The organism is Cedecea lapagei (assembly GCF_900635955.1).
Lineage (GTDB): Bacteria > Pseudomonadota > Gammaproteobacteria > Enterobacterales > Enterobacteriaceae > Cedecea > Cedecea lapagei.
Genome location: NZ_LR134201.1, coordinates 1,127,266 through 1,141,320 on the forward strand (window position 1 = coordinate 1,127,266; position 14,055 = coordinate 1,141,320).

A 14,055-nucleotide genomic window follows, 5' to 3' on the forward strand; every position below is an offset into this window, starting at 1 on the left:
GATAAGCCCCAAAACTGCAATTCCCCAAAGCGTTTCATATTCCTGCGAGCCGCCTCGAAGTTTGCCAATCTGCCCAAATTTTAAGCTATGCCACTGTGCAGCCATCCAGTATGCTCGGAGGGATGATCAAGAGATAAGTCCGGTGAAGGCCGGAAAAAGAAGCGCCCTCGAAAGGTGGTGGAACACCAGACGAGGGCTGACCACAACCGTTAACAGGAGTAACAGCTATGGCTAACGCTGATAGTAACACACAGACTCACCCTGAAATCACCCCACACGACCCGGCATTTGCGGGCAGCATCGCAACCCTGCTAGAAAAGCCGCAGGGCGCAGCAATGGATCTCTTCCAGGTGCTCGATATCTGCGAGCAGTACGCCGGGCATTTACTTGAAAACCAGAATCAAACGGAACGCATGGCGCTCTGCGGCCGCCTGCTCGCCGGGCTGGAAGTCTTAAAAAGTGCGCTCAAAGCCCCGCTGCCGGACCACCTGATAGAGAAGCTGACGCTCAAAGAGAGCGAAGCCAGCATCCGTTACAACCCGATAGCCACCGACTCAGAAATGCTCCGCGAGTACTGCGCGGCATTAACCATCGTCCTGCTGAATCAGCAAGAATCCCCCGAGCAAAGGCAGCAGATGACCGGGATCCTGTATGAGCTGATTACAGTGCTGGCAGAGGATTTAACAGCCCCGAGGTTTGTTCGCTCGTTGGATGGTGGGTTGAATATGATCCAGGGCGGGGCTTTGAATTTGGTTCATTGATTTTTTAGGTTTAATGGCCGCCTTCTCCCTGGTGGGGGAGGGCGGGATGTTGGGGAAGGTCTGCTATGAGCGAACAGCGGAAGTTGGCGCTAAAAAGATGACTACCAATGCCGTGTCGATTCAGTTTCCAACATCTGTATGCATTAATCTTTCGAGATGAGCTCTAACTGCATAGCCATGCAGACGCGCTGAAATCATTAGGAACGTTTTTCGGGATTTGTGCCGGGGAGAAAGGTGCCGGAAACGGCCCGCTCGCCGCAAAACGCGCTGAGGGGCTCTGCGGGGGTGCAGGCAAGAGGTGTTATGGTAAATTTAATCGTTTCGGTGGCAGCTCAAATTATAAGTTAGTTGAGCTGCCACTATATTACTGATTAGCTTTTGAGTTTCTGTGTCGTTACCACACCGCCTACAGATACCCCTCCTGCAAGCACGCCCCCTCCTGCTGCAACTACGCAGGTTCCGCCAGCCATACCGGCCCCTCCCGCTGCGATAGAACCTCCACCTAAGGCAGCAAGAGACGCGCTTGATAAGGCTGCTCCTTCAAGCCCAGCAATTATCGTACCTCCTGCAGTGGTGCCAAGCGCCCCTGTTGTGCCTATGGCTGCTGCTATAGCTGGCGCAGCTACACCTGCGGTCGCTATACCAGCAATAACACCAATTGCTATTGAGGTTTTTGGGTTCTCGTCAATGAAGTCTGTTACGGTGTCGATACCATCACTAACAACATCACTAACGACATCAAAACCGTCGCTCACAGCTTCTGTTACAGAATTACAAGCGTCTTCTAAGAACCATTTCACATCTAGCCAGCTCATTTTTTTTCCTTGTTTTTTCGGTAAAAAATAAGTATCGGCAGGCTTACTGATCGCTTTAGATGCGCTTTTATCTTGGCACTTAATGCTTTGATGTGTAAACGGTGTTGTATGGTAAATTCGTATGTAGAGCTGGGTCACTTTTCATCATTCAGAGATGGTTATTAGGGGGGGGAGAAGACTGCTCAAAAGAGCAGTCTTTTTACTTTGACGTGATTATACTTCTGGAATGCTCTTTTCTTGGTCAATGCTTTTTAATTTTATCATGGCTATTGATATTGACTTCATACTATTGAAAATAACGTCAAGTTCACTTGGTATTTCCGCTTTTTTGTTTGCTGACTTTATTTCATGAATCTTCCAGATCGGGCATTTTGGTGCTGAGTATCTATCCCAATCAATTAATGGGCATGCTTCTATAGAGGTAAATATTGCAATTTTTTCTTGTGAGTTAATTATAACGATATGAATTAATATTGAATCCAATACTTTCATCTCATCCTTAGGTGTCAGCCTTATTTCTCTAACTCTACTGTTTTCTTCGTGGGCATCATCAATCATGCCTACAGGAGTAAACCCAATTATAGATGGGGGTGACCTGCTCCCCGTAAACCAATACAAACTGATGTTAGCAACGTCCGCTTTTGGCACTTAGCTGACATAAGACGGTTAAGCAACTCACCGGACATTTCTGTTTCGCAATGAAGGTGCCTTTTCTGCATTGCGTCGACAGATACGCCAGTGCCTGGTTTCTTACAGCCAGGCACTCAAGCGTAGTGTTACTCAACAAGGCCGTAACGCTACCCCGCTTTTAGCATTCGCCGAAGCTCGTGATCCAAATATTCATCTACGGCACCGGCATCAATTCCGCCAGCTTTGTACCATACATGAAGTTCTTTAATCGCCAGAGTTCCAAACCTTACCCAGCCGATAAGGTTTGTTCTCAGCAGAAACTGAATCATATCCCCTCCTGAACGAAGTGCCGCATCTCCTGCATCCATCAGGCACAAGGTTCCATGTGCAACCAGGAGCATCCGTCGAAGTTCAGGATTATTTGCAGTAGGAATACATTCGCCCCAGGCTTTCTTATGGTAGTAACGCTGTTTAACCGTCCAGGTAATACGCACGAGCAACTCAGTGATCATGACGGGGATCGCCATCGCCAGTCCATGGCGTAAGTCGTATCCTTTTTCAAAAACCTGGACGGCGACGGTCGCGAAAGACTGGCGATGCTGGCCAAATTCACCAACGTTAATAAACTGAAGTAATGAAAAGAAAGGAATAGGTATACCGGAGCCTCTTCCTGCTGCACCGGAAGAGCCCGCCACATCAGAGAAAAGGTGGCCCAGCCAGTTTACGAAACCACTGAATACTTTAGAGACAACGTTATTCCCTTTTAGCTCAAAAGTTTTGGTGTCTACGGAAACCAGTTTTCCGTCAGCCACAAAATGTGCCGTGCTGGTAAATTGGTCCAGGATTGAGAAAAATAAACCGACTAAATCCGGGGAGTGAGCGAGACTTTTAATATGGTGATTTGTTGTGCTCATCCTGAAGAGACCGTCAACATCGCTGCTATATCGATGGTCATAATTCACCCTGAATTTATCCTCAAGAAAACCGATAGCGCTTTTTGTCGGATTTTGTGCGTTTTTACCTCCCTTCCACCCACATGCTGTGGCGAATTTCTCAACGGCACCCTCCACTGCATTATCTGCGAGCTGGGTCAGTTTTCCTTCACCAGGTGCGCCTACCAGGAAAATATCGATAAGCCCGCCAATAACGCCACAGGTGCCGGCGATCATGTAATCATATTTGTCGCAGCGGGCCGTCTTTAACGTGAAGTCTTCCTGAATGCGTTTCTCCAGGGCAATTCTCTGGGTTGGGGACATCAGGGCGCTAAACGGATCGACCGATAAATCGATATTATGCTTATGGGCATAGTGCGTGACGGACTGAGAATAGGTATCCCAGTCCATATCGCTGGTGGACGCTATTGTTTCGATCATCGACAGTTTACTGATACTGGACGATGAAGGGGTCAAACCGGATTCCAGGTAATCGCTGAATTCACTGGAAACCGTCGTGTGGATATTCTCATCAAACGTGATACCTGAGTGCTCCAGTACACCATTCATAGCCAGAATCATTTCATCTAAAGTAGCATCGGTATCAGTTTGCAAAGCGTTAAGCGCTTCCAGCGCGGCGTCAAGGTCACCCAATTGACTCTCGCTTTGTTCAAGCTGGTGCTTCTGCACCAGCAAGGCCGATACCTGAGTATCCGGTATTTTCATTATGAGAACAGCCCGGTCAGTTTACCTTTGATAACGTCCCCTGCTCTGAAATAGCCGATACCTTCAAAAATGGCAGCAAGTTTTTCTAATTGCTGAGTAGATGCTTTTTCTTTTATCTTCAGTTTTTTCACTTCAACGCTCTTACCATCGTGCTGCTCTTCAACAATACATTCTTCATAGAATGAAAGAACGATGTCATGGAATTGTTTTTTGATGGGTTCTCGGGTCAGCGAAATGAGTTTGGCCTCATCAAGATAGACCGGGCACTTAATTTTGAGCGCACTTTTTTGCATTTTATTCGATTTCTTATTCAATTCATCCGCCGCACCGGTCAATGCATTCATCATCTTCTGGAGCTTTTGAATTTTCTCTCCTTGCCGATTATGCGCATCCAGGGCGTCGTTAAACTTTCCAGAAATATAATTGAGATCATTGATTAGCGCGGACAATGTGGATTGAGTCTGCTTGATGACTTCATTAAGCATAAGTTCCCGGCGCTTGGTTTTATCAAGTTCATTGGCACCCGTAAGATGACGAATTCCTTTATAAGCACCGACCCCGATTAACACCGCGACACCGATACCTGTTGCCATACTTGAAAAACCCAGTACACCGCCAAGTCCAAGCGTAGCGAGGCCAGAAGTGATGCCCGCAGCGGACATACCGATGACAGAGCCGGAGAGATAGACAGCAGCGAGTGGCACACCTACCGCACCTGCTTTTGCCGTAAGTTCTTTCATGCTGCGTTTCAGCGCATCGTCGGAAAAATCTTCCCGTAACATCTTATAGTCTTGCTGAATAACCATCATTGCGAGCTCTATTTCTTCATCAGTTACGCCCAGCAAGGGTTGCACTTGCTGAAGAAATGGAAAGTTTTTATATTCGCCGTTATTAACACTCATGAAAATGCTAATCAGGTCTTTAACAAGAGAGATTTTTATTGACTTGTTATGGCTAGGTACGCATTCCCGGTCAATAATCGTAATTAATTCTTCAACGGGTATTAGACTGGATTCTGCACCGATATAGCTACGCAGTGTAAATCGGGATTCGGTCGTTAACTCAAGTCGGGTCATCAACAAGAGAATTTCGGCAAACTCTTTTTTATCAACTTGATCGTCATCTGAGAACGCCATGTTCACAATAATTTTGACATAAGCTACTTTGAGAGCTTCTGACATTTCGGCAAGGGTGATGAGCTGATCTTCTTCTTTGAACTCATCAAAGTCACTAATAGTATGCTCAAGAACGTCGCTCAATTTCTTGTAGTTGCACTCCATCAAACTTTTTAGCTGTTTTACCTCTCCACTTTTTAGCATGAGGGAAACAGACTCTGTTCGCTTCTCCTTGCCTTTATCATTTACAGTGACATCTTCTATATATTCTACTGCTTCAATATTGTTGTAGAACACGTCATAAGGACTTTCAAAAGTTTCTTTTATAACCAGTTTTTCACCGGTAAAAACGATGCCATCTTTTGCACTACCAAATACCGTATTGTCATAAATGGCCAGAACAGCATTCAAATTATCTGCAACATTGAATGCTTTAGCGACGTTATTCAGTTTTTTTTCAGGGATGCCAGGAGCAACAAAAACATTCTTACTTACTAAAGGTAAATTTTCCTTAAGGAAGGTATTGACGTTATTCACAACTTTCTCCTTATTCGTTGCAGTGGATCGATGAATGGTCGACCCCATTTATTTCGAAGCGTGATTATCTCCACCTGGAGTGTCACATCTTGTCATTAGTGCATGGGTATATGAGTAAAAATATAAAAAGGAGTATGCCATTTGAGCAAGTAAATTATTCACGAAATACTAAAGGATGCATGAGGCTGTTCTATCTCTTGAGTGAAATAAAATATAACCATCTATTAATTAAAGAACTTAAGTGAAATACCATAAAATCATAACGAGATGCAGCGTGCTGGAAGCTGTGACTTATGTGACGATTAACGCTTAAAAAGGAACTCAACGCAACGTCCGCTTCTGGCACTAAGCAGACAAAAAATCTATCTACAAGTAAATGCTTTTTAAGTGCCACCCTCTCAACAATAATTCCCCAAACAAAAAACTACCCCAATCCCCCACCCACCACCAGCCCCCAAATCTCACAGTTGCCCTTTCCCAGGCTATTCGCTAGTATCGCCCCAGCTTCTCGTAAGTCGTAAACGTTAACGTTATCCAACGTACATATTCTCCCCGCTATTCGGGGTAATTGTACTTGGGTAATATCATGGCACTGTTTACATCCCCTCTTATTGCGTACCGCAGGCCCCACGTTCTGGGCTTTATCCTCTATTTCATTGTCGGCCTGGTCGACGGCGCGATTGTGCCCTTTTTCCCGCTGTGGGCGCAGCAGTCTGCCGCTATCCCGGTGGAGTTTATTGGCCTGCTGTTCGGCTGCTACGCCGGGGGCGAGCTGCTGGCCGCGCCATTTATCGGCGGCATTGCCGATCGGGTGGGCAGAAGGCCCGTGTTGATCATTTCGGCGACCGGCGTCGGGGCGGGCTTTATCGCGCTGTTCTTTGCGCACGGCGTCTTTGCGGCTGCCGCAGTGCTGATCGTCATCGGCCTGTTTGAATCGGTGCTGCACCCGACCATATACACCATTGTGGCGGACGCCACGCCAGCTGCGGAGCACCGACGCCAGTTCAGCATCATGCGCGTGTGTTCCGGGGCGGGCGCTATAGCCGGGCCGCTGCTGGGTACGGTGCTGGTGCAAGAGGGGCTGGGCTACGTTTTTCTGGCCGGAGGTTCGGTAATGGTGGTCGGCGGCCTGATGCTGGCGATCTCTCTGGCGGAAACGCGTCCGCTGGCCGCTGGGGTGGACGACGAGGCCGACGATGAAGAGGGGCTCAGCGCGTTGCTGCCCGCGTTTCGGGACCGCCGCCTGGCCGGGCTGCTGATTTGGGTGCTGCTGCTGGGTGTCGCCGGGAGCTGGGTGGAGGCCGTCATGCCGCTGTACGCCAGCAATCAGATGGGGATGAGCGCCGCCAGCATCGGCTATCTGTTCGCGTTTGGCGCGGGGATTAATACGGTTGGCCAGCTGGCCTTAACGAAGCTGTTTACCCGACGATCTGCATTGTTCATCACGCTCAGCGCGGGTTTGGCGCTAATCACCGCCTTTGTTTTGCTGCTGGCACATCCACACGTCGTGACGCTGGTGATGGCGGTCTGCCTCTATTCGCTGTCCCAGATGATGACCGGCCCGCTGATCCCGACGGCGGTGAACAAGTTAGCCCCGGCGCGGTTACGCGCGACCTATATGGCTGCGCTTTCGGTGGTGAGCGATTTGCAGGGATCGGTGGGGCCAGCCACCGGCACGGCACTGTTCGCGCTTTCGTTTACGCTGCCGTGGGCGGTGGGCATTCCTCTGGTCTTGCTGGCGGTAACCGGATTGGGGCTGGCGCTCTCCGCAGGGGATAAATCGGCTAACCGTTAACGTTGCGCAGCCAGGCTTCGACCTGCTGGTAATCTCCCCGGAAGACTATCTGGTCGGCCTTCTGGCTGAGCTGATAGCGGTACATCGGGTCGTAGTACTCTTTCAGCAGCGGCGACAGCCAGGCCAGATGGCCTTCGCAGGAGCCGGTTTTCCGCTGGGTTATCAACGCCTCGTCCAGCCTGGCGGTGAACTGCTGGAAGCGTTCCATGCCCAGGCGGCGGCGGATGGCGAACAGCCCGTGGTGCAGATACTCGGCGTAATCACGCCAGGCGGTTTCTTCATCGCTGACGGATAAAAACGCCTCGCTCATCTGCTGGAAGTATTCGTTTTTGAGGCGCTCCAGCCGCAGCTCGAACGGATCGTCGATCGCCACGATGCGCGAGTGCAGCATCTGTTCTCTGAAGGCTTCGGGGATATGGCGGGAGCCAATCATCCGGCCTTCATCTTCTACAATCAGCGTTTTGGGCTCGGTTGGGCTGATTTTAAGCAGGGTGACGGCGAGGTTGTTTTCGAAGCTTGCCTGAGAAGGTTGGGCGACAATCGTGCGGCCAAACGACGAGCCGCGATGGTGCGCCAGGCCTTCAAGGTCAACGCCCGTCGGCTGCGAGCGGATCAGAATAGTTTTGCCGCAGCCGGTGTTGCCGCTGACGATAATCATCGGCCACTGAGAACGGGTGTCGATTACCTGCATGGCACGCTGGCGCAGGGCTTTGTAGCCGCCGGTGACCAGTGGATATTCGATGCCATTTTCCCGCAGCCACTGCTGTACGATGTGACTGCGCATCCCGCCCCGGGCGCAGCATAAATAGCCTTCCGGCTGCTGTCGGCAGCTCTCGAGCCAGCGTTCTACCCGGCTGGCTTTAAGCTCACCGCTGACCAGCCTATGCCCCAGTTCAACGGCGGCCTGCTGACCCTGCTGCTTATAGCATGTCCCGACCTGAGCGCGTTCATCGTCGAGCATCAGCGGTAGGTTATGGGCAGCGGGCATCGCTCCCTGAGCGAACTCTACCGGGGCGCGAACGTCAATCAGCGGAATGTCGTTGAGCAGCAGGCGGTCGTAATCCTGCGTGTTGGGGCGTTTTTCCATGGCATAACCTTAGTCTGAAGCGGCGAAACGTGGGGATTGTGCGCTTCTGGTCGCGCAAAGGAAAGGGGCAGGGCTAACCGGGGCGACAGTTACCGGCCTTATGTCGTCCAACCATTCATCAAAACGGCCAGTCTGTGCCTCACTGACGGGGTTAATTTGCAGATGTGAGCCCTGTATGGAGAGTATGAATTGCAGAGGCACGTATAATTTTTAGTTTCCAAATTGTCAACCCGGCAGTAGTGCGATATTATGTTTCCAGAATGGAAACACAAGGAGAGCGAAGGATGCACGTTGTATCGAGAGCACCTTTCGATACAGCCACCAGGCAATTCCCTAATCATGCAGCGGCACTGGACGACGTATACCGGACTTTGAAGGCAGAGAACTACACTTCACCGGACGAAATGAAGAAACGATTTGCCTCGCTGGACAGAATGAAATATCGGGAGAAGTGGTGGGTGATCAATGTTGGCGGTGGGAATTTAAGGGTGATGTTTTTTGCTGATTTTGAACGTGGGAAAATCTTTATAAAGCACATAACCGCACACGACGAATACGACAAACTGACAGATTTTTACCGGAGAACAAAAGAATGATGTACACCGATGCTATCCAGGCGGCAAACAGCCTGGTTAGCATTGTCCCCCTCCTGGGGGGCAATGCCTCTCGCAAGGACTATGAAGACGCGCTGACGCTGGTTGAATACCTGATTGAACACGAGCCAGATCATCCGCTGGTGGAGATGCTGGTTGCGAAAATTGCCCAGTATGAAGATGAGGCGGAAGAGTTCGCAGAGTTTAACGACCGTATTGCAGCGTTACCGGGCGGCGTGGCCCTGCTGCGTGTCCTGATGGACCAGCACAAACTGACTCAGAGTGATTTTGAGGAAGAGATTGGCAAGAAATCGCTGGTGAGCCGTATCCTTAACGGGACTCGCTCATTAACGCTGGAGCACATGAAAGCACTTGCGCGGCGCTTCAACATTCCGCCCAGCTCATTCCTGGACGCGTAAAACAGTCCCCTGATCGAAAGATTGGGGGTTTTTGCATTAACCCCTGCCTTTGCCCGCTGTTTTGCGTCATTTAGCCGTCTGTCACTGAAGGAAATAGGTCTGACCCTCTAAAGTCAAAAAGAGGGTCAGACGAGGTGCGGTTTTACTTCACCAACTTGCTCTGCGCCCAGGCAATGCCGCTGGCGTATTCCGTCGGCAGCAGGGGAACCAGGGCTTCCAGCGAGGCGCTCAGGCGATCGGTATCGCTGTCGTTCAGGTTGAGGTGACCGACTTTGCGGCCCGGACGAACTTCTTTGTCGTACCAGTGCAGGTGCACCAGCGGCAGCTTCAGCCAGTTGTAGTTCAGGTCGGTGCCGATCAGGTTCACCATCACCGACGGGGCATTAACGACAGGCTGCGGCAGCGGCAAATCAACGATGGCGCGCAGGTGCAGTTCGAACTGGCTGATGGAGGCGCCGTTCTGCGTCCAGTGGCCGCTGTTATGTACGCGCGGAGCCAGCTCGTTGATCAGCAGGCCGGCTGGCGTGACGAAGCACTCCATCGCCATCACGCCGACGTAGCCCAGCTCGTGCATGATGGCGGTAAGCATGGTTTCGGCCTGGCGCTGCTGTTCGGCATTGGCCTGCGGGAAGGCAACGCTGGTGCGCAGAATGCCGTCCTGGTGCAGGTTGTGGGTCAGCGGATAGAAGACCGTGCTGCCGTCGTGGCCGCGCGCGCCGACCAGAGAAACCTCACCGGAGAAGTTAATGCCCTGCTCGACGATGCATTCGCCGTAGCACTCTTCCGGCAGCTGGTCGGTTTCATCGGCACGTAAGCGCCACTGGCCGCGGCCGTCGTAGCCGCCGACGCGGCGCTTCACAATCGCCAGAGAGCCAAGCTTGCTGAACACGTCCTGCCATTCGTGGCTGCCGGCAAGCAGCTGCCACGGCGCGGTGGCCAGACCGAGCTTATCGAACAGCTGTTTTTGCGTCAGGCGGTCGGCGATGATCGGGAAGATATCGCGGTTCACGAACGCGTTATGGCGCGCCAGCTCGAGGGTGAGGGCGGTTTCCGGCCAGCGCTCAATCTCGGCGGTGATCACGCTCTGGGCGAACGGCACGGCTTCCGGCTCGGCGTCCAGCCCGACAGGGTAAACGGCGATGCCCAGCGGCTCACCGGCCTGGCGGAGCATGCGCACCAGCTGGCCGTTACCTAAGACACAGACGCGCTTCATGCTTCACTCCGTGGGTCCGGATTGTCCAGCACTTCATCGGTCTGGGTCTGACGCCAGGTGGCCAGGCGCTGGCTCAGGTCGGCGTCATGCAGGGCCAGGATCTGCGCGGCCAGCAGGGCGGCGTTGGCGGCCCCGGCTTTACCGATGGCCAGCGTGCCGACCGGAATGCCGCGCGGCATCTGGACGATAGAATAAAGGCTGTCCACGCCGCTCAGAGCAGCGCTTTGGACTGGCACACCCAGCACCGGGACCAGGGTTTTTGCGGCCAGCATACCCGGCAGGTGCGCTGCGCCCCCGGCTCCGGCGATGATCACCTGGTAGCCATTGGCTTCGGCCTGCTCGGCAAAGCTGAAAAGCTTATCCGGCGTACGGTGGGCGGAGACGACTTCGACATGGTGAGGGACATTCAGGGCGGTAAGGATTTCAGCGGCGAACTGCATGGTGGCCCAGTCACTTTTGGAACCCATAACAATGGCGATACGCGCCGGGGTGTGCTCAGAAGACATGCGTCTCAAAACTCCTGTGGGTGTGCAGACATCATCGGGCGTCGGGCGCCCGCTCAGAAGGGCTCAGAGAATAGCACGAACTTCCGGCAAGGAAAACGGTTGCGTGGTTAGCTAACCGGCAAAAAGCGGGCTTAGTTATCAGAAAGGAAAGTGTATCAGCTCGACGTTTTCCGCGGTCACTTTGATCATCGACCCTTCTTCGTGCCATGCGCCAAGCACGCAGCGGAAAGCGGGTTGCCCGTTGGCGGTAAGCTCGTGGATTGCCGGGCGGTGAGTGTGCCCGTGAATCAGCCATTGAACATTGTGGCGGGTGAGGGTGTCGACCACGGCCTGCGGATTAACGTCCATAATGGCCATAGATTTGCTGCTATTTGCGGCCTTGCTGCCGGCGCGCATCCGGGCGGCAATGCGTTTGCGTATAAACAGAGGGAAGGCAAGAAACAGCGCCTGAAGCCACGGCTGGTGAACCTTGCGGCGAAACGCCTGATAGCCTTCGTCGTCGGTACATAGCGTGTCGCCGTGCATAATAAGCACTTTGCGGCCATAGAGGTCGAGCAGCTTCTCTTCCGGCAGCAGCGTCATGCCGCTGGCTTTGGCGAAGCGTTTGCCGAGCAGGAAGTCGCGGTTGCCGTGGATGAAGTAGCAGGGCACGCCTGAATCAGCCAGCGCTTTGATCGCGGCGGCGATTTGCTGGTGCAGCGGTTCCGGGTCGTCATCGCCAATCCAGGCTTCGAACAGGTCGCCGAGGATGTAAAGTGCATCTGCCTTACGAGCTTCACCGGCCAAAAAACGCAGAAAACCGGCGGTGATCGCCGGTTCTTCTGAGCAGAGGTGTAAATCTGCAATAAACAGCGTCGACATTATTCGTTTACGGTTACGCTTTCGATAATAACGTCTTCTTTCGGTACATCCTGGTGCATACCGCTGCGGCCGGTGGAAACGCCTTTGATTTTCTCAACCACGTCCATCCCTTCAACCACTTCTGCAAATACGCAGTAGCCCCAACCCTGCAGGCTTTCGCCGCTGAAGTTCAGGAAGTCGTTGTCGGCAACGTTGATGAAGAACTGTGCGGTAGCAGAGTGCGGAGCCTGGGTACGAGCCATTGCCAGCGTACCGCGGGTGTTTTTCAGGCCGTTATTCGCTTCGTTCTGAATGGTGTCTTTAGTCGCTTTCTGCTTCATACCCGGTTCGAAACCGCCGCCCTGGATCATAAAGCCGTTGATCACACGGTGGAAAATGGTGTTGTTGTAGAAGCCTTCGCGGCAGTAGTCCAGGAAGTTTTTAACGGTAACAGGCGCTTTATCATCAAAAGTTTTGATGACGATGTCGCCGTGATTAGTGTGAAAAGTAACCATGCTTGCATCCTATGAGTGTCAGAGAGTACGACAGCAAACGGTGCCGTCGTACCAGCACGCTGTTATAGCATAACGCTACATCATAGTCAGTAATGCAAAGCAGGCTGACGTTGGGGAAAATAATCGGGTAAGATAACCCGGAGTATTCTTCCACACGCTTACATGGAATCCCCTGATGTTAAAAATATTTAATACACTGACTCGCCAAAAAGAGGAATTCAAACCTATTCATGCCGGAAGGGTAGGCATGTACGTGTGTGGTATCACCGTTTACGATCTGTGTCACATCGGCCATGGCCGTACTTTTGTTGCCTTTGACGTCGTGGCCCGCTACCTGCGTTTCCTGGGGTATGACCTGAACTATGTGCGTAACATCACCGATATCGACGATAAAATCATCAAGCGCGCCCATGAAAATGGCGAAGGCTTTGTTGAGCTGGTGGACCGCATGGTGGTGGAAATGCACAAAGATTTCGACGCGCTGAACATTTCACGCCCGAACAGCGAGCCGCGTGCGACCCAGCATATCCCGGAAATCATCGAAATTGTTGAACAGCTGCTGGCGCGCGATCACGCCTATGTGGCTGAGAACGGCGACGTGATGTTCTCGGTGCTGACCGATCCGAATTACGGCCTGCTGTCTCGCCAGGATCTGGACCAGCTCCAGGCCGGCGCGCGCGTTGACGTGGTTGACGTGAAGCGTAACCCAATGGACTTCGTGCTGTGGAAAATGTCCAAGCCGGGCGAGCCTGCGTGGACTTCTCCGTGGGGCGAAGGCCGTCCGGGCTGGCATATCGAATGTTCCGCCATGAACTGCAAAGAGCTGGGTAACCACTTTGATATTCACGGTGGCGGCTCTGACCTGATGTTCCCGCACCACGAGAACGAAATCGCGCAGTCTACCTGTGCCCACGACGGCGAGTACGTCAACACCTGGATGCACTCTGGGATGGTGATGGTTGACCGCGAGAAGATGTCCAAATCGCTGGGCAACTTCTTCACCGTGCGTGACGTGCTGAAGTATTACGACGCGGAAACCGTGCGTTACTTCCTGATGTCCGGCCACTACCGCAGCCAGCTGAACTACAGCGAAGAGAACCTGAAACAGGCTCGCTCGGCGCTGGAGCGTCTTTACACCGCGCTGCGCGGGACAGACAGCAGCGTTGCTCCTGCTGGCGGCGAAGCCTTTGAAGCCCGCTTCCGCGAAGCGATGGACGACGACTTCAACACCCCGGAAGCCTACTCCGTGCTGTTTGATATGGCTCGTGAAGTGAACCGCCTGAAAGCGGAAGATCCTGCGGCGGCCAACGGCCTGGCGGCGGAGCTGCGTAAGCTCTCCGCGATTCTGGGCCTGCTGGAGCAGGATCCGGAGCAGTTCCTGCAGGGCGGCGCGCAGGCGGACGACGGCGAAGTGGCGGAGATCGAAGCGCTGATCAAGCAGCGTAACGATGCGCGTAAGTCAAAAGACTGGGCGCTGGCGGACCAGGCGCGTGACCGTCTGAACGAGATGGGCATCGTGCTGGAAGATGGCGCGGGCGGCACGACCTGGCGTCGTAAGTAACTTTATTTCA

The 14,055-nt window shown here is 52.8% G+C and carries 14 protein-coding genes; 5 read left to right on the top strand and 9 right to left on the bottom strand.

Annotated features, from left to right (window positions below; translation table 11 throughout):
• Positions 1 to 227: 227 nt before the first annotated feature.
• Positions 228 to 761, top strand: a complete 534-nt coding sequence (locus EL098_RS05565; RefSeq protein WP_126355357.1) for a hypothetical protein — start codon at positions 228 to 230, stop codon at positions 759 to 761.
• Between the two features lie 371 nt (positions 762 to 1,132).
• Here the strand turns inward: EL098_RS05565 and EL098_RS05570 are convergent, their stop codons facing one another.
• The 4 genes from EL098_RS05570 to EL098_RS05585 form a co-directional block, all read right to left on the bottom strand.
• Complete coding sequence (locus tag EL098_RS05570) at positions 1,133 to 1,714, bottom strand: hypothetical protein (RefSeq protein ID WP_126355358.1); 582 nt, start codon at positions 1,712 to 1,714, stop codon at positions 1,133 to 1,135.
• Between the two features lie 75 nt (positions 1,715 to 1,789).
• Entirely contained in the window at positions 1,790 to 2,134 is a 345-nt protein-coding gene (locus EL098_RS05575) for a hypothetical protein (RefSeq protein ID WP_126355359.1), read from the bottom strand.
• Positions 2,135 to 2,373: 239 nt separating this feature from the next.
• Positions 2,374 to 3,864: a hypothetical protein gene (locus EL098_RS05580; protein ID WP_126355360.1), complete on the bottom strand. Its 1,491-nt coding sequence runs from the start codon at positions 3,862 to 3,864 to the stop codon at positions 2,374 to 2,376.
• On the bottom strand, positions 3,864 to 5,516 hold the full coding sequence (locus tag EL098_RS05585) for a hypothetical protein (protein WP_126355361.1): 1,653 nt from the start codon (positions 5,514 to 5,516) through the stop codon (positions 3,864 to 3,866). The genes EL098_RS05580 and EL098_RS05585 overlap by 1 nt, the downstream gene beginning before the upstream one ends.
• A 586-nt stretch (positions 5,517 to 6,102) precedes the next feature.
• Between EL098_RS05585 and EL098_RS05590 the strand changes: the two genes are divergently transcribed.
• The gene (locus EL098_RS05590; RefSeq protein WP_126355362.1) at positions 6,103 to 7,311 is read left to right on the top strand and encodes an MFS transporter; all 1,209 of its coding nucleotides are present in this window, start codon (positions 6,103 to 6,105) and stop codon (positions 7,309 to 7,311) included.
• Here EL098_RS05590 and mnmH read toward each other — a convergent pair.
• On the bottom strand, positions 7,301 to 8,398 hold the full coding sequence (gene mnmH, locus EL098_RS05595) for a tRNA 2-selenouridine(34) synthase MnmH (RefSeq protein WP_126355363.1): 1,098 nt from the start codon (positions 8,396 to 8,398) through the stop codon (positions 7,301 to 7,303). The two genes, EL098_RS05590 and mnmH, sit on opposite strands and share 11 nt — an antisense overlap.
• 284 nt (positions 8,399 to 8,682) lie before the next feature.
• On the opposite strand from mnmH, the gene EL098_RS05600 reads away from it, so the two are divergent.
• Entirely contained in the window at positions 8,683 to 8,994 is a 312-nt protein-coding gene (locus EL098_RS05600; protein ID WP_126355364.1) for a type II toxin-antitoxin system HigB family toxin, read from the top strand.
• Positions 8,991 to 9,410 carry a helix-turn-helix domain-containing protein gene (locus EL098_RS05605; protein ID WP_126355365.1) on the top strand — a complete coding sequence of 140 codons (420 nt, stop codon included), beginning with the start codon at positions 8,991 to 8,993 and terminating at the stop codon, positions 9,408 to 9,410. The genes EL098_RS05600 and EL098_RS05605 overlap by 4 nt, the downstream gene beginning before the upstream one ends.
• A 142-nt stretch (positions 9,411 to 9,552) precedes the next feature.
• Here the strand turns inward: EL098_RS05605 and purK are convergent, their stop codons facing one another.
• From purK to ppiB, 4 genes are all read right to left on the bottom strand, one after another.
• A complete protein-coding gene (gene purK, locus EL098_RS05610; RefSeq protein ID WP_126355366.1) occupies positions 9,553 to 10,623 on the bottom strand; it encodes a 5-(carboxyamino)imidazole ribonucleotide synthase in 1,071 nt (356 codons plus the stop codon).
• Positions 10,620 to 11,129 carry a 5-(carboxyamino)imidazole ribonucleotide mutase gene (purE, locus tag EL098_RS05615; protein WP_038480306.1) on the bottom strand — a complete coding sequence of 170 codons (510 nt, stop codon included), beginning with the start codon at positions 11,127 to 11,129 and terminating at the stop codon, positions 10,620 to 10,622. Before purE ends, purK begins: the two co-directional genes overlap by 4 nt.
• 138 nt (positions 11,130 to 11,267) lie before the next feature.
• Positions 11,268 to 11,990 (bottom strand): UDP-2,3-diacylglucosamine diphosphatase, encoded by a 723-nt coding sequence (gene lpxH / locus EL098_RS05620; protein WP_126355367.1) that lies wholly within the window; start codon positions 11,988 to 11,990, stop codon positions 11,268 to 11,270.
• Positions 11,990 to 12,484 (bottom strand): peptidylprolyl isomerase B, encoded by a 495-nt coding sequence (gene ppiB, locus EL098_RS05625; protein ID WP_126355368.1) that lies wholly within the window; start codon positions 12,482 to 12,484, stop codon positions 11,990 to 11,992. Before ppiB ends, lpxH begins: the two co-directional genes overlap by 1 nt.
• 175 nt (positions 12,485 to 12,659) lie before the next feature.
• Between ppiB and cysS the strand changes: the two genes are divergently transcribed.
• A complete protein-coding gene (gene cysS, locus EL098_RS05630) occupies positions 12,660 to 14,045 on the top strand; it encodes a cysteine--tRNA ligase (RefSeq protein ID WP_126355369.1) in 1,386 nt (461 codons plus the stop codon).
• The last annotated feature ends 10 nt before the right edge of the window (positions 14,046 to 14,055 follow it).